16 protein-coding genes are annotated in these 13,983 nt (G+C 68.8%); 7 read left to right on the top strand and 9 right to left on the bottom strand.

Annotation, left to right across the window (positions count from 1 at the left end):
• Positions 1-21: 21 nt before the first annotated feature.
• The 3 genes from KIK05_RS38845 to KIK05_RS38835 are packed head-to-tail and all read left to right on the top strand — an operon-like array spanning position 22 to position 2,112.
• Complete coding sequence (locus KIK05_RS38845; RefSeq protein WP_214415875.1) at positions 22-1,002, top strand: GlxA family transcriptional regulator; 981 nt, start codon at positions 22-24, stop codon at positions 1,000-1,002.
• The gene (locus KIK05_RS38840) at positions 999-1,607 is read left to right on the top strand and encodes a DJ-1/PfpI family protein (protein WP_214415874.1); all 609 of its coding nucleotides are present in this window, start codon (positions 999-1,001) and stop codon (positions 1,605-1,607) included. The genes KIK05_RS38845 and KIK05_RS38840 overlap by 4 nt, the downstream gene beginning before the upstream one ends.
• A 55-nt stretch (positions 1,608-1,662) precedes the next feature.
• A complete protein-coding gene (locus KIK05_RS38835) occupies positions 1,663-2,112 on the top strand; it encodes a pyridoxamine 5'-phosphate oxidase family protein (protein ID WP_214415873.1) in 450 nt (149 codons plus the stop codon).
• A gap of 47 nt (positions 2,113-2,159) precedes the next feature.
• Here KIK05_RS38835 and KIK05_RS38830 read toward each other — a convergent pair whose 3' ends face one another.
• The gene (locus KIK05_RS38830) at positions 2,160-3,065 is read right to left on the bottom strand and encodes a helix-turn-helix domain-containing protein (protein WP_214415872.1); all 906 of its coding nucleotides are present in this window, start codon (positions 3,063-3,065) and stop codon (positions 2,160-2,162) included.
• 232 nt (positions 3,066-3,297) lie between these two features.
• Here KIK05_RS38830 and KIK05_RS38825 point away from each other — a divergent pair, with 232 nt between their 5' ends.
• Positions 3,298-3,885 (top strand): hypothetical protein, encoded by a 588-nt coding sequence (locus KIK05_RS38825; RefSeq protein WP_214415871.1) that lies wholly within the window; start codon positions 3,298-3,300, stop codon positions 3,883-3,885.
• 196 nt (positions 3,886-4,081) lie between these two features.
• Here the strand turns inward: KIK05_RS38825 and KIK05_RS38820 are convergent, their stop codons facing one another.
• The 3 genes from KIK05_RS38820 to KIK05_RS38810 all read right to left on the bottom strand — a co-directional run bounded on the left by KIK05_RS38820 (position 4,082) and on the right by KIK05_RS38810 (position 6,929).
• A complete protein-coding gene (locus KIK05_RS38820; RefSeq protein WP_214415870.1) occupies positions 4,082-5,518 on the bottom strand; it encodes a hypothetical protein in 1,437 nt (478 codons plus the stop codon).
• A 374-nt stretch (positions 5,519-5,892) separates the two neighbouring features.
• Positions 5,893-6,105, bottom strand: a complete 213-nt coding sequence (locus KIK05_RS38815; RefSeq protein ID WP_214415869.1) for a DUF397 domain-containing protein — start codon at positions 6,103-6,105, stop codon at positions 5,893-5,895.
• Entirely contained in the window at positions 6,093-6,929 is an 837-nt protein-coding gene (locus tag KIK05_RS38810) for a helix-turn-helix domain-containing protein (protein ID WP_214415868.1), read from the bottom strand. The genes KIK05_RS38815 and KIK05_RS38810 overlap by 13 nt, the downstream gene beginning before the upstream one ends.
• A 233-nt stretch (positions 6,930-7,162) precedes the next feature.
• Here KIK05_RS38810 and KIK05_RS38805 point away from each other — a divergent pair, with 233 nt between their 5' ends.
• The gene (locus KIK05_RS38805; RefSeq protein WP_214415867.1) at positions 7,163-7,687 is read left to right on the top strand and encodes an ATP-binding protein; all 525 of its coding nucleotides are present in this window, start codon (positions 7,163-7,165) and stop codon (positions 7,685-7,687) included.
• Positions 7,688-8,257: 570 nt separating this feature from the next.
• On the opposite strand, the gene KIK05_RS38800 is transcribed toward KIK05_RS38805, so the two are convergent.
• Both KIK05_RS38800 and KIK05_RS38795 read right to left on the bottom strand, forming a co-directional pair.
• On the bottom strand, positions 8,258-8,950 hold the full coding sequence (locus tag KIK05_RS38800) for a maleylpyruvate isomerase family mycothiol-dependent enzyme (protein WP_214415866.1): 693 nt from the start codon (positions 8,948-8,950) through the stop codon (positions 8,258-8,260).
• 234 nt (positions 8,951-9,184) lie between these two features.
• Positions 9,185-9,772 (bottom strand): TetR/AcrR family transcriptional regulator, encoded by a 588-nt coding sequence (locus KIK05_RS38795; RefSeq protein ID WP_214415865.1) that lies wholly within the window; start codon positions 9,770-9,772, stop codon positions 9,185-9,187.
• 105 nt (positions 9,773-9,877) lie between these two features.
• Between KIK05_RS38795 and KIK05_RS38790 the strand changes: the two genes are divergently transcribed.
• Positions 9,878-11,062, top strand: coding sequence for an FAD-dependent oxidoreductase (locus KIK05_RS38790; RefSeq protein WP_214415864.1), 1,185 nt, complete (start codon positions 9,878-9,880; stop codon positions 11,060-11,062).
• Positions 11,063-11,073: 11 nt separating this feature from the next.
• Here KIK05_RS38790 and KIK05_RS38785 read toward each other — a convergent pair whose 3' ends face one another.
• The 3 genes from KIK05_RS38785 to KIK05_RS38775 all read right to left on the bottom strand — a co-directional run bounded on the left by KIK05_RS38785 (position 11,074) and on the right by KIK05_RS38775 (position 13,283).
• The gene (locus tag KIK05_RS38785) at positions 11,074-11,976 is read right to left on the bottom strand and encodes a PhzF family phenazine biosynthesis protein (protein ID WP_214415863.1); all 903 of its coding nucleotides are present in this window, start codon (positions 11,974-11,976) and stop codon (positions 11,074-11,076) included.
• A complete protein-coding gene (locus KIK05_RS38780) occupies positions 11,973-12,581 on the bottom strand; it encodes a carboxymuconolactone decarboxylase family protein (RefSeq protein WP_214415862.1) in 609 nt (202 codons plus the stop codon). Before KIK05_RS38780 ends, KIK05_RS38785 begins: the two co-directional genes overlap by 4 nt.
• Positions 12,582-12,860: 279 nt before the next feature.
• Positions 12,861-13,283: an SRPBCC family protein gene (locus tag KIK05_RS38775; RefSeq protein WP_284681554.1), complete on the bottom strand. Its 423-nt coding sequence runs from the start codon at positions 13,281-13,283 to the stop codon at positions 12,861-12,863.
• Between the two features lie 61 nt (positions 13,284-13,344).
• Between KIK05_RS38775 and KIK05_RS38770 the strand changes: the two genes are divergently transcribed.
• Positions 13,345-13,944, top strand: coding sequence for a TetR family transcriptional regulator (locus KIK05_RS38770; RefSeq protein ID WP_214415860.1), 600 nt, complete (start codon positions 13,345-13,347; stop codon positions 13,942-13,944).
• Positions 13,945-13,983: the final 39 nt, after the last annotated feature.

Raw genomic sequence — 13,983 nt, 5'->3', positions numbered from 1 at the left:
CCTGCGGCGCAGGGTGGAGATGTGAACCGGCGCCGCATCGTCTTCGTGGTCTTCGAGGGGTTCCAGCCCCTCGACCTGGTCGGCCCGCACGAGGTGTTCCAGCGTGCGGGACGGTCAGGAGGCGACTACGCCTGCCAGATCGTCGCCCCTCGCCCGGGCCCGGTCCCGGCGGAGAGCGGCCTGCCGGTGCACGTCGAGCACGGCGTGGCGGACCTGGATCCGCAGGGCGTCGACACTCTGGTCGTCGCCGGCGGCACGGGCGTCGACCAGGCCCGGCACGATCGGGCGCTGACGGACTGGGTCGCCGCGGCCGGCGCCGGCGCCCGGCGGGTGACCTCCGTCTGCAGCGGGGTCTTCCTGCTGGCGGCCGCCGGCCTGGCCGACGGCCGCCGCGTGACGACGCACTGGGCCCGCGCGCGGCAGCTCACGCGGGAACATCCCGAGGTCCGGGTCGACATCGATCCGATCTTCATCAGGGACGGCCGCGTGTGGACGTCGGCGGGGGTGACCGCGGGGATGGATCTCGCGCTCGCCCTGGTCGAGGAGGACCTCGGGCAGCAGGTCGCGCTGGACGTCGCCCGGCATCTGGTGATGTTCCTGCGCCGGCCCGGAGGCCAGTCGCAGTTCAGCATGGCACTGTGGTCGCCGCAGCCGTCCACCGACCCGATCAGGGCGGCGGTGGCGGCCATCCACGCCGACCCCGGAGCCCGGCACGGCATCGCCGACCTCGCCGGGCACGCCCGGCTGAGCCCCCGCCACCTGCAGCGCCGGTTCACCGCCGAACTCGGCCTCCCGCCCGGGGCGTTCGTGGAGCGGGTACGCGTCGAGGCGGCCCAGCGCGCGCTCGCCGAGGGTGACGACCCCGTCGAGGCCATCGCGCGGCGCTGCGGCTTCGGCACCGCGGAGACCATGCGCCGCACCTTCCACCGGTACCTCGGCGTCGCGCCGTCCGACTACCGGGAACGTTTCCGATCGACCAGCCGAGAGTTGGAGCACTCATGACCACCTACGGTCTGCTGATATTCGACGACGCCGAGGAGCTGGACTTCGCCGGCCCCTGGGAGGTGTTCGGCGCCTCCTCCATGATCCGCGGCGGCGCCGACACGCTGGCGCTCATCGCCGAACACCCCGGCCCCGTCCGTTGCGCCAAGGGCATGCGCGTGCTGCCCGACCACACGCTGGACGACCACCCTCCGCTGGACGTCCTGCTCATCCCGGGCGGCCGGGGCGCTCGCGAGGCCCAGCCAGGCAACAAGGTGGTCACCGACTGGATCGCCACGACCGCGGCCCAGGCCACCTGGGTCGCCAGCGTGTGCACCGGCGCGTTCCTGGCGCGCGCGGCCGGCCTCGGACGCGGCCGGCGCATGGCCACCCACTGGGCCTTCGAGGACGCGCTGGAGGCGCACGGCGAGGTGACGGTCGTCCGGGACGCGCGCTACGTCGTGGACGGCGACCTGGTCAGCAGCCAGGGCGTCTCCGCGGGAATCGACAGCGCGCTGTGGCTCGTCGGCCGCCTCCACGGCCGCGACCACGCCCGCGAGGTCCGCCGCCAGATCCAGTACGACCCCGCCCCGCCCTACCTCGCCGACGAACCCCTCACCACCTGACCCCGCTTCCTCACGCCGTCCTCGTTTTGTCGGTGGTCTCTGTGAGACTGCGGCCATGGCCACATGGGAGCAGTTCGAGAACGAAGCTGGTGAGCTCGCGTCCACGGTGAAGGCGCGGTTCCAGGCGGCCGAGACCCACGTGCTGGCGACGCTGCGCAAGGACGGCTCGCCTCGGGTGAGCGGCTCGGAGGTCGACTTCCAGGGCCCCGACCTGTCGTTCGGCTCGATGCTGAACGCGGTCAAGGCCCGTGACCTGCGGCGAGACGGCCGCTGCGCCATCCACGCCCATCCCAGCAAGGAGGGCGACGCGAAGGTCGCCGGCGTCGCGATCGAGGTGAGCGGGGCCGAGAAGGCCTCCTACACCACCGGCTCCGAGCCGCCCGGCGACTTCCACGCCTTCCGCCTCGACCTGCGCGAGGCCGTGGTCACATCGGTGGAGGGCGATGAGCTCGTCATCCGCCTCTGGCGTCCAGGGCAGGGCGTGGAGATCATCCGGCGCAAGTGACACGAAGCGGAGCTGGAGAGAGCGGGCGAAGGCAAGTGATCATGGCTCTAGCTGTCCGCCTCGAACTGCTTGATCGTGCCGTCCGGGTATTTCACCCAGGCGATCGCCGCCGTGAACCTGTTCATGCCGAACACCATGTTCGTCCACATCGGCACCGCTCCTTTCCAGTAGGTGGAGCAGTCGGTCGGGAAGCACAGCCGGGTCGTCTTGGAGACGATCTGGATGCGTGCTTCCCAGCCGTCCGGCATCCGAAGCTGGGCCCAGTTCGTCCCACAGGATTTCGAATACCAATTCTCCAGCTTGCCGACGGCCGTACCCCTGTACGAAAAGGTGGCGCTGGCCGAGGTTCTCCCGTCCTCCAAGCAGCCGGTGGCCTCCGGGTCTTTCCGCTCGCATCCGTATCCGGGAGCTGCTCCGTCGCATGATTTCGTCGGCGTCGGGTCTTCGCCCGTGGGAAACAGCGGCGTCCCCGGTGAGGAGGGGAGTGCTCCGTCTTTCGCCGCCGAGGGCGCACCAGAGGAACCAGGGCGCACGACGGTGAGAAACACCCCGGCCGTCAGCAGCGAGGACACCACGCAGGCCACTGCCGCACCCCATAAAGGGACAGTGCGCCGGAATCGTAATCGTCGCGTCGCACCGACGACCTGGTCCTCTGCGGGCCCCGCCACATCGGCCCGCTCGGCCGGCTCGTCGTGGTACTCGACGGCCGCGTCCCACCAGGTACGCCAGCGCCCCAGGTCGGTCTCGCCACACGCCTGTGCGAAGGTCTCGGTGACCTCCCAGGAGGGCCGCCTCCTGCCGCCCTCGGCCATGGAGAGCGTGCTGATGGAGTAGCCGGACCGCTCCGCGAGGTCGCGCAGGGTCATCCCGGCGTCCTCCCGTGCCATGCGAAGTCGTCCGGCGAGCTTGACCAGAGGACCTTCACCTTCCAACGGCTTCTGCCTGCGCGCCACGGCACCCTCCAGACGGCCCGGTGATCCTTTTCGATTGTTCGGTGTTGTTCGGCCACGTCAACCCTTACGCCACGGATAACGAGGCTGCCCGCGGCGGGTTGTTCGCGCATTACTCATCGAAACGCCGGTGGCCTGGATCCGGGGGCCTCACGAGGTCGATCCTCCTGTCGTAGCGCCTGGCGACGCGGGGCCTCGCCAGGGCCGTCCAGCCCTTCCGATGAGGAGTCGAGCCATGATCAAGTACAGGCAGTGGTTGGCAGCACTAGCTCCGGCCGCCCTCCTGCCCCTGCTCCCCTCGACGCCGGCCGGCGCGAGCCAGACGACCGTGCACGATCTCAAGCCGAACGTGCGGGTGCTGGAGAACAACACCTCCCGGTGCCTGAACGACGGCCAGACGTTCGACACCATGGACAGAAGCAGGGACGCCGCCCCCATCACCTGGACCTACGCCAACAAGAACTACCGGTGCGTGGAGGTCGGCTACGTGACAGTGGACGCGTACGGCCCCTGCGATTTCTACTTCTATGTCCCGAACGGGTACGCCGACGGCGTGCTGGCGTTCACCTGGCAGAGCGGCGACAGCCGCTCCGGAACCGTCAGAAGGACTCGCTTCAACGAAGACCCCGTGAACGGATTCCAGTTCATCGGCTCGGGAACCAACGTGAAGAGGATCTCCTTCGGGGACGACAACGGCCAGTCCTATCCGGTGCGGCTCGGCTGGGGCCGCGATCAGGCGCACGGCATCAAGCAGGTCTGCCCCGCCTCACCCCGCCGCGATTCCACTCCGGACAGGGGACTTCCCAACGGCGGCGGCCGGTAGGAAGCAGGGCCGGTCGCCGCCGTCCGCGACGGCGACCGGCCCGGACGGCAGTAGGACTCCGCGGCCGAAGACATGCGATTCGAATGGGCAGCGCCCGCCGGCGGCACGTGTGCCGACGGCGAGACAACCGAGTGGGCGGCGCCGACCGACGGCACCTGTACCGAAGACTCCGGCCCCGCCACTCATCGACTCGGCCTCACCTGTAGACGACCGGCGCTTTCTCGCCGCCGGGGAACACCATGATCAGTAGTTGGACGGCGCCGTCCGGAGGGTGGATCCTCTGCTCGACGAGCTTCCGGCCCCGTAGGTGCACCCGCACCCGGTAGAGCCCCGGTCCGGCAGGCGTGAGGCCGGGCAGACGTTTTCCGCGACCGTCGACCAGCGTCAGAGAACCGCTCGGGCTCTCGTAGCCGACCTCGACCACCTCTTCCCAGCCCTTGATCTCCAGCGGTGGCCGCCTGGAGTAGGCCTCCACGGTCACGCACGCCTGCCCGATCTCGTCGGCCGCCCAGATGCTCAGAGCGCCCCGCTCACTCCCGACCAGATTCTTGACCAGTTCGGGAACGGTTCCCTCGTAGCCCTCGTCCCACCCGTCGATGGTCCAGAACTCGGTCCACATCGTGGCCCGCTTCTGCCGTAGCGCCCTGATCTTCGGCTGGTGTGCCGGACGCACCGCGCAGTCCTTCTCCTTCTTGGCGACGTACGCCTTTTCTTCCTCGTCCTGCCGCCGATCCTCGGCCTTCCGTGCCTCAGCGACCGCGGGACACAGGCCCGCCAGCACCTGGGTCAACGACGCCTGCGGCGCCTGCTGGACGGCGGGCGCGTTCACATCGCCCCCATGCTGTACGGCCAGATCGCACAGCTGGTGCCCCTGGGCCAGCACCTCATGGTCGGAAACCTCGCTCCATCCAGGGACCTCTCCTTGCCCGCGAGAGAAGCCGTAACCTCGGACGTCGCACAGGAAAATCTTCTCCGCCTTGCTCAGCCCGGTGACCGTACCGTCCCCGAACCCTGCACAGTCGAGCTCCTCTTCGCTGCTCACCCTGCCGGGCGGAACGGACTCCACCGCGAAGAGAACGGTCACCATGACCGTCAGGGCGGCGAGCAGCGTACGGACGAGAGGGCCGCGCCGCACGTACGCCGGAGGCCGCGGAGTACGGACGGCGAGCAGCACCAGAAGCGAGGGGATCAGGTAGTAGAGACCCATCGCGACGTTCTGGTCCATGATCTCCGGCGGCCCCCACGCGTTTGAGCACGCCGAATCGATGGCCGAGTCGAGGGTGAACAGCAGGGGTTCAGGGAGGTGGAGGAGAAGTGGTACGGCGGCGACGGAGCGGGCGACGACCTTGGCGGCCCTGACATGTCCCTTCCGGACACCCAGACACCAACCCGCGAACCCCAAAAGGATCAGCGGCGCTCCCCCGTACGAGAAGAGAGGGAAGTCGACGAGCGTCCTTTCCGGGTATTCGATCAGGTCGTACACCTGACGGCCTGGACACTGACCGGAGAACCCCCACCACACATAGCTCTGGCTGCTGTAACTCCCGTAAAGGGACGCCACCAGGTAGGAGACGGCGGGTGCCGAAGCGGTGAGCAACGCCATCACCCAGAGCACCAATGATCGCCGAGACATGAAAGCGAACACTACTCTGTCGGGGCGACAGAAGATCTTGCAGGGAATCTGTCATCAGGCGGGAGTGGTGGTGCGTGAAGCAGCGGGCTACGGCCTTCCTGCTGGCCCGGCACCCTCCGCGCGCGCCCAGCCAGCCCACACCCTCCGCGCCAGCCTGTCCCGCACCTCCCGCCCAGCCAACCCCACACCCTCCGCGCCCAACCAGCCCCACACCTCCCGACCAGCCAACCCCTGACCCGGCGCCGCGACGGCGAGACGGCGCTACGGCGAAATCGGCGCCGCTGTACGGCGGCCCGCCCGGTGCGCCTTGGCGGAAAGCGCAGGAAGCCCTCCGGGAGGTCCCGGAGGGCTTCAACGTGCTCTGATCGGACGGCTCAGGCGAAGCGGCTGGTCTTCACGGTCTCCAGAAAGACAGTCCACTCCCTGTCGGAGAAAGTCAGGGCCGGGATGCTGTGGTCCTTGCTGTCACGTACCGCTCGACGTCCACGCGACAGGTGGGCCACCTCGACGCAGTTGCTTCCATCGCCGCCAGAAAAGCTCGACTTGCGCCAATGGGCGGCCTCAAGTTCGTTAGTCACGTCGTCCATCTCTGCATCGTCTCCTTGATCAGGCCGAGTGACGCGCGCTGGGACAAGGCATCTGCCCGTATCACGCCATGCCTGAATACTAACCTTTTGACCTCTTCAGGCCGATCACTTACTCGATCCTCTGTGCTCTGAGAGTCGATGTAAGCGACGGGTGGTGCTCCGTCCGGTAGTTCAGCAACCATAAAGCTACCGAGAAGACCGACGGTGCCATATGCCGAGTAAGGCAGGACCTGCAGCGAGATCCAGGAGTTCTGCGCGATCTGCAGAAGGTGATCGAGCTGGATCCTCATCGTCTCCGGATTGCCTACCGGACGATGCAGCACGCTCTCGTCCAACACCACGCACAGCAGTGGTGGCTTCGGCCTCTGGAGAATTTTCTGACGCTCCAGCCGAGCCGCTACGCGCTCTTCGACCTGCTCTGCCGTGACTCCAGGCTCGTTGGCGATGAGGGCTCGTGCATACTCTTCCGTCTGTAGAAGACCAGGGACTATGGCGAGTTCCCAGATGTGCAGTACCTCGGCTTCTCGTTCGAAGTCCAACCACGGGCGGAACCAGAGTGGAAGCTGGGCCGCTGCGCGGTTCAGGCGGTCGAGGAGGCCGGTGAGGGCCGTGCCGAGCCCGAGGGCTTCGTCCACCTGCTGAGCCAGTTCCGGGGACGGCGACCGGTGGCCGTTCTCGATCATGCTCAACTGGCTGACCGACAGGTGGACGGCGTCGCAGAGTTTCTTCTGCGTGAATCCAGCGGAAAGTCGGAATTTACGTAGCTCTGTACCGAACTGGATACGCGGGGATATGGACGGATCCGGCTCCAGGGGGACATTCACGTCCGAGCTCCTCTCTCGCCGCCGAGCGCCACGTCGAGCCCATCATCAGGCAATTCGCAAGGTCGGACGAGATAGTTCACGCGATTGTGAATGCATTGCGAACACCGAAGCGGCATTAAGACCCTTGTTTGTTTGTCACCGTGTGAGGGCCGCGTCATGCCCACGGCGGCACCTCGGCCGGCTGGCCGAGTGGGACAGCAATTCAGCCGGAAGCGACCGGGAAAGGCATATCAATGGCGCCGGATACCCTCAAAGAGGTCTTACTGCCCAGCACTCCCGAGTCCGCCGCGCGCGCCCGCGCCGAGGTCCGCGACTGGCTCGGGGCCGAGCACCGGGCGTACGAACCGGTACGACTGGCCGTCTCGGAGCTGGTCACCAACGGCGTCCGGCACGCCCGGCACGGCGTGAGCGCCGGGACGTCCGAAGCTGAGCCGCTGGTCCTGCGGCTGTCGTCATGCGGCGATCAGGTGCGCGTCGAGGTCACCGACAGGGGGCTCGCTGCCGTGAACCCGCAGCTCAAGGTCGACCCGGTGTCGCTGCTTGCGGAGGGCGGCCGGGGGTTGGCCATCATCGACATGCTGTCCGAGGGCCGTTGGGGCTTCCACGCCAACCCGGATGGCCCCGGCAGGACCGTCTGGTGTGAGATCCCAGCCGCCCCTCCCTCTTACGAGGAGCGCCTGACCGAGAGCTTCACCCCCGCATCGTTTCCGGAGCCGTTCATCGACGGGCCGTTCGCAGCGATTCCTCCCTTGGAGTGAGAGAGGGCTTCCCGTTCCCTTGACCACCCGGCGGGAGAAGGAAAGGGAGCACAGCCGGCGGAGAGGCGACCGGCAACGGAGAAGAAACAACTGCACGGGAGATTCCCTGTCCCCTCTGCGACGGCATCGGGGTTCGACCGGTCCCCCACCGTACGGCGGCGCCGAGATCGCCGTGCCCCGACTCGCCGTCGCGGCGCCGATTGAACCCCGCCCAAAGCGGAGACCCTCGGAAAAGCCACCCCGAGGCAGCCACGACACGGGAGATTCCCGGCCCCGTCTGCGACGGCATCAGGGTTCGACCGGTCTCCCGCCGTACGGCGGCGCCGAGATCGCCGTACCCCGACTCGCCGCCGCGGCGCCGATTGAACCCCGCCCAAAGCGAGAACCCGCGGAAAAGCCACCCCGAGACGGGGACCCGCAGAAAAGCCACCCGAGACGGGAACGGCACGGAAGTCATCCCGAGGCAGGCACGACACGAAAGCCATCCCGAGGCAGGTACGACAGCGAAAGCCACCCCGAGGCAGGCACGACAGCGGAAGCCACCCCGGGGTGGGGACGCGAAGAGGTGGATCAGGGAGTCAGGGGGCCGTTGAGTGTTTTCTGGGCGGCTTCTTGGTCGCCGGACCAGGCGATCTCCGGGTCGGTGCTCGGGATGCGGCCCCACAGCATCAATAGCAGAGTCTCCGCCGTCGCCTCGATCTCCGCGACCGGGTCGCCGGGGCCGTACGTCCACGAGGTGCCGGCGTCGGTGGCGTGCAGGCGGATCGCGTGCGCGGGCGGGGCCGAACGGCCGCGGGCGACCTGGCGGGGCGCCATGGTGTCGAACACCTCGGCGACCCCGTCCGCGGCCAGCTCCAGGTCGAAGGGACGCGGTTCACCGAGCGCGTTCTCGGCGTCCCAGAGGTGGATGAGTGTCTCCTGGCACCGCCGCCGCTGCCAGAAGCCGACCGTATGCGGCGGCCAGAACGTCCAGGCCTCGGTGGAAGGATCGGTGTCGAGAGCGTCCAGCAGGGTCTCGGCCGCTTCCTCGTACCATCGCCTGAGCTCTGCCCCATCTTGCGGTGGCTCGGGACGCTGGTAGTCGCCCCGCCGCTCGGTCACCGCTCTCGCCGCCCACAGATTGCCGCCCCCCAGGTGCCCGGCGAGGTCGCGCAACGTCCAGTCGCCGCAGTGCACCACGGGCGCGGACAGGTCGCCGTCGAGGCAGGTGCGGAACGCATCGAGCTCGCGACGCAGGTGGAGGAGATAGGCGTCGGGATTCATGCCGAGAACCTAACGCATCGCCCGTGAGCCGGGAAGAGCGGGGACGGGGCCGCCACTGTCAGGTCTCCCCGGTGCCGACGTGGCCGCGAACCCAGCCCTCGTCACCCCCGAACCCGCCCCTCGCCGCCGCGCCCCCGACCCTCCCCGCCGCCCTCGGCCCCTGTCGCCCCGAACACGGCCTTTGTCACCGCGCCTCGGCTCTCGTCGGTACGGTTTTCGGCCTCGTCAGATGTGTCAGCGCGTGCCCATCGTGCGGTTCCAGCCCTGTTCCAGCAGGTCGAAGATGCGGTGGATCGCCTGCTCGGGGTCGTCGTGGTCGTGGGCGAGGCGGATCGTTTCGAGCGCGAAGCGGGACAGGGCGGCGCAGACGGGATCGTCGGCGGGGGCGCCGGCGGCGGCGGCGATGGCGTGGGCCAGGGCCGTCTCGTGGCGTAGCCACATGCGCTGGGAGTACTCGAGCAGGGCCGGCGTCTCCTGGGTCATGCGGAGGAAGTCGGGGAAGCGCGGATCGCCGCTGGGGGACAGTTCGCGGCTGCGCAGGACGTGTGCGCGCAGGGCCTCGGGTACGGACTGACCTGCGGGACGGTCGCGTACGGCGGCGACCAGGGCGGCCTCCCGGTCGGCGTCCTTGTCGAAGACGAGCGCCTCCTTGCACGGGAAGTACTTGAAGAGGGTCGTGGTCGAGACGTCGGCGGCGTCGGCGACGTCCTTCACGCTCACCTGGTCGTACCCGCGTTCCAGGAACAGTCGCAGCGCCGCGTCGGCCAGGGCCTCCCGTGTGGCGGCCTTCTTGCGTTCACGACGCCCGAGTGTCTCCGTCATACGGGAAGTCTACTCCAAGGTTGTCCACTCAAAAAGTTGACTGTTGCACTTTTGGAGTGAGTCTGCTCTCCTTGGAGGGCGTCAGACCTCTCTGAAGGAGCGTTCATGAACACCACCCCTCGCATCGCCGTGATCGGCGCCGGCCCCGGCGGCCTGACCTGCGCCCGCGTCCTGCAACGGCACGGCGTCGACGTCACCGTCCACGACCGCGACGCCTCCCTCGACGTCCGTGACCAGGGCGGCGCACTCGACATGCATGCCGACAACGGGCAGATCGCACTGCGGGAAGCCGGACTGCTCGACGAGTTCTTCGCGCTGTCCCGCCCCGAAGGGCAGGCGCACCGAAGCCTCACCCCACACGGCGACGTCCTGGTCGACTACAGACCCGATGACGGCGAGGACGGCGCCCCGGAGATCGACCGCGGCCAGCTCCGCTCCCTGCTGGCGGGTTCCCTCAAGCCCGGCACCATCCGCTGGGGCCACACCCTGACCACCGCGACCTCCAACGGCGACGGCACCCACCTGCTCACCTTCGGCAACGGCACCAGCGCCGTCGTCGACCTCGTCATCGGCGCCGACGGCGCCCGGTCACGTGTACGACCGCTGGTGAGCGACGCCACCCCCGTCTACACCGGAGTGACGTTCGTGGAGGCCCACTTCGACGACGTCGACACCGCGCACCCCGTCGTGGCCGAGCTGGTGGGCGACGGGATGGTCTTCGCCACCGGCGACAACAAGGGGCTCATCGGGCAGCGCAACAGCGGCCACCACGTGCGCGTCTACATCGGCATGCGCGTCGAGGCGGACTGGTATCGCGCCGCCGACGTCGACCTGGAGGACATGGCGGCGGTGCGGGCGGCGCTGCTGGAACGGTTCGCCGGCTGGAACGAGCGCCTGCTCCACATGATCACCGACAACGACGGGCCGTACATCAACCGTCCGCTGTACGTGCTGCCGCCCAAGCACACCTGGCCCCACACTCCCGGCGTCACCCTGCTCGGCGACGCCGCCCACCTGATGTCGCCGTTCGGCGGGCTGGGCGCCAACCTCGCCATGCTCGACGGCGCCGAACTGGCTCTGGCCATCGCCCGCCACGACACCCTGGACGAGGCGGTCCTCGCCTACGAACAGGTCATGATGCCCCGCTCGGCCGAGGCCACCGCGAGCGGCACGGAGGGACTCGACAGAGCCTTCTCCCCGGGCGATCGGAACCCCGCCGACGCACCCGACTTCGCCGAGGAGAAGGAGCGCTACCGGCTCGCGGCGGCAGAGTACGACCACGACCGGTAGGCAGGGGCCGGTCAGCCCGGCCTGTTTCCGGGTTCGCTCCTGAGGAGCCGGTCTGTGTGGAGGACGTGCTCGATCCTCGCGGCGCCGCACAGGCGGACGAGGCCACCGGGCGAACCGGGCCGCGCCGCGGCGCTGATCGTGGAAGGGCTGCCGAGCGAGTCGCCCATGTCCACCGTGACGCCGGTGAGCCGTTGATCGGCCAGGTGAGCGGCAAGGCAGGCGGTGCTGTTGGCGTTGGCCACGTCCTCGGGCACGCCGATCGACGGGGCGAACATGCGGGCCGCGGCCCGGCCGGAGGGCTCCGGGACGGAGTAGACGTAACAGCCGAGGAGGCCGAGCCGGTCGCAGGCGGCGCGGAGCCGTTCGAGGTCCGGGTCCAGTGCGGCCACGGCCGACCGCGTGGCGACGGGGATCAGCAGACGTGGCCGCCCCAGCGCGGCGGTTCGGGCACCCGGCGCGAGGATGTCCGGGGTGACGCCGAGGGCGGGCAGGACGAGGTCGCACTCGGTCGCGGTGGCCTCGCGCAGGTCGACGGGGCCGGTGTCGAAGGAGGCCGTGATGTGATCCTCCTCCCGTACGGCCCGGCCGGCGAAGGCGCCCCCCGGCGTATGGAGCGTGGTGCGGTGTTCCGCCCTCTCGGCGCGCTCGGCGAGGAAGGCCAGGGCCGCGATCGTCCCGTGACCACATGCGGGCAGCTCACCCTCGGCGGTGAAGAAGCGCAGCCGGGCGACCGGACCATCCGCTCCATCGTGCGCGGAGACGAAGACCGCGTGCGAGGTTCCCATCAGAGCCGGCACGCGGCGGCGCTCGTCGTCGCTCAACGGCGTCTCCTCCATCACCGCGGTGGGACTGCCGCCTTCGCCGTCGCGCAGGCAGGCGCGAACGATCGTGAGCTGCGCGTCGTCGCCGCTCATCGGCGGTCCTTCCCGCCGGCCCGCTCGGCCCCGTCCGGCTGCGGGCCTTGCGGCGCTTCTGGGAACGGGACGGCCCAGGGCTCCTCCTCCAGCAGGAGCCCGTTCGCCAGATAGCCGATGGTGCGGTACCAGCCGGCCAGTACGAGGAATTCGAGCAACTGCTCGTCCTGGTAGTGCATGCGCAGGGCGTCCCAGACGGGCTGCGACAGCCGCGCGGTCTCGTGCAGCTCGTCGACCGCGTGCAGCAGTGCCGCATGGCGCGGAGGCCATGAGCCGTCGATTCCCGGGGCGGCCGTAGCCCGCAGCCGCTCCAGGCTGAGGCCGGCTTGCCGGGCGAGGGTCGCGGCGTGCACGCCCCACTCGTAGCGGCACCCGGCGCGTGCGGTGACCCGGGTGATGACGAGCTCCCGGTCGGCGGCCGGCAGCAGCCCGTGGCCCAGCAGCCCTGCTCCGAGGGCGAACATTCGTGAGGCCAGCTCGTGGTTGCGGTGCAGGACACGGAACAGCGTGAGCGGCTCGTACGACACGCCGGGCGGCATCCAGCGGCGCAGCGCCTGATCGATGGAGGCGGGATAGGGCGGGTTGAGCGGTTCGATACGCGGCATACTGTGCTCCCTGGTGTTTCGCTTTTCGAACCACGGCCGAGACCTCGTCGAGGCACTCGCCCCGCTCAGTGCCTGGAGCCACCGCTGGGCCGGCGAACTGGGTGATGCCCTGCACCAAGTGGGGGAAGGAGACTTCCAACAGCGCTGCGACGATCAGCCGGCGTGATCGACAAGTTCCGGGCCGAGTCCATCTGGGGATCACGAAATCTGTGACAGACCCAGGATTCGCGCATCGTCGACCGATCGCTGATGGCTGTCCCGTTGCTCCTCGGCCTCGGATCAGCCGCGGGAGTGTTCGCAGTACGCCTTGAGGCCGCGCGCTTCGGTGTCGATGTATCGGCGGGTGAGTCGATCGGTGAGCAGCCGGACCACGCCGGCCAGAGGACCGGAATGATCGATACTGAGTGTGATGATCGTTCCACCCTCGGGGCTCGCGGACAGCAGGTGTCCCCCGAGCGTGGTCACGCCGGCTGAACGCCGAGCCCAGGAGAAGGACCTCTCCTGATCCAGTTCGGTGATCTCCCACTCGGCGCTGCCCAGCCGCGGCTGGGTCAGGCGCGCACGTCGCCCTGGCCGCGTCGGGCCTGAATCGAGCCACGTGGCCGTGGTCACCGTGTCGGTCCATTCAGGCCAGCGCTCGATGTCGAGCAACACCGCCCAAACCGCCGGGACCGGAGCCGCGATGGTGGTTGATATCCGCATGAGAATCTCCGCCTCGACAGGACACGTTTGTGTACCAAATGGTACATGTACTATTTGGTACATGGTCAAGAGGGCTGCCCTGTCAGGGACGGCGAAAGAGGCGTTGCTCGAACGCTGCATCGAGCACTTGCAGGAGGTCGGCTTCAGTGATCTCAGCATGCGCGAACTCGCCGCGGCGATCGGTACGAGTCATCGCATGCTGCACTACCACTTCGGATCACGCGAAGGCTTGCTGGTCGAGATCGTCAATCTGATGGAGGCCCGCCAGCGCGCCGCGCTCGCGGCGCTCGAAGCCGACACCAGAGATCTCACCGAACTGTCCCGAGCCTTCTGGAAACGCCTCAGCGACCCCGCACTCGCGCCGGCCGAGCGGTTGTTCTTCGAGATCTACGCGCATGCCTTGAACCGGCGCCCTTGGACGGTCGAGTTCCGCAGGTCGGTCGTCACGGCCTGGACCGATCCGGTCACCGAAATGCTCATCAAGCACGGTCTCCCTCCGCAAGAAGCCGTCCGCGTGGCCCGGCTTTCGCTCGCCGTCGGCCGCGGACTGCTTCTGGATCTCCTCGCCACCGGCGACCAGGCGGCAGTCGACGACGCCGCCGAACTGTTCGCCGAATTGATCACCAGGCCCGAGGAACAACGGGACAGCCATCAGCGGTGAGATGGATCACGATAGGCATGGCCACTGCGAACTGCGGAA

Source organism: Sphaerisporangium fuscum (assembly GCF_018531465.1).
Taxonomy (GTDB): domain Bacteria; phylum Actinomycetota; class Actinomycetes; order Streptosporangiales; family Streptosporangiaceae; genus Sphaerisporangium; species Sphaerisporangium fuscum.
This window is presented reverse-complemented; position numbering and strand designations above follow the sequence as displayed.

Bases quoted from the DNA above. Each gene is read 5' to 3' on its own strand.
- KIK05_RS38780 (WP_214415862.1), bottom strand. From the start codon at position 12,581: ATGCCGCGTATCGAACCGCTCAACCCGCCCTATCCCGCCTCCATCGAT.
- KIK05_RS38800 (WP_214415866.1), bottom strand. From the start codon at position 8,950: ATGAATCCCGACGCCTATCTCCTCCACCTGCGTCGCGAGCTCGATGCG.
- KIK05_RS38785 (WP_214415863.1), bottom strand. From the start codon at position 11,976: ATGAGCGGCGACGACGCGCAGCTCACGATCGTTCGCGCCTGCCTGCGC.
- KIK05_RS38835 (WP_214415873.1), top strand. From the start codon at position 1,663: ATGGCCACATGGGAGCAGTTCGAGAACGAAGCTGGTGAGCTCGCGTCC.
- KIK05_RS38840 (WP_214415874.1), top strand. From the start codon at position 999: ATGACCACCTACGGTCTGCTGATATTCGACGACGCCGAGGAGCTGGAC.
- KIK05_RS38825 (WP_214415871.1), top strand. From the start codon at position 3,298: ATGATCAAGTACAGGCAGTGGTTGGCAGCACTAGCTCCGGCCGCCCTC.
- KIK05_RS38805 (WP_214415867.1), top strand. From the start codon at position 7,163: ATGGCGCCGGATACCCTCAAAGAGGTCTTACTGCCCAGCACTCCCGAG.
- KIK05_RS38820 (WP_214415870.1), bottom strand. From the start codon at position 5,518: ATGTCTCGGCGATCATTGGTGCTCTGGGTGATGGCGTTGCTCACCGCT.
- KIK05_RS38790 (WP_214415864.1), top strand. From the start codon at position 9,878: ATGAACACCACCCCTCGCATCGCCGTGATCGGCGCCGGCCCCGGCGGC.
- KIK05_RS38815 (WP_214415869.1), bottom strand. From the start codon at position 6,105: ATGGACGACGTGACTAACGAACTTGAGGCCGCCCATTGGCGCAAGTCG.
- KIK05_RS38775 (WP_284681554.1), bottom strand. From the start codon at position 13,283: ATGCGGATATCAACCACCATCGCGGCTCCGGTCCCGGCGGTTTGGGCG.
- KIK05_RS38770 (WP_214415860.1), top strand. From the start codon at position 13,345: ATGGTCAAGAGGGCTGCCCTGTCAGGGACGGCGAAAGAGGCGTTGCTC.
- KIK05_RS38795 (WP_214415865.1), bottom strand. From the start codon at position 9,772: ATGACGGAGACACTCGGGCGTCGTGAACGCAAGAAGGCCGCCACACGG.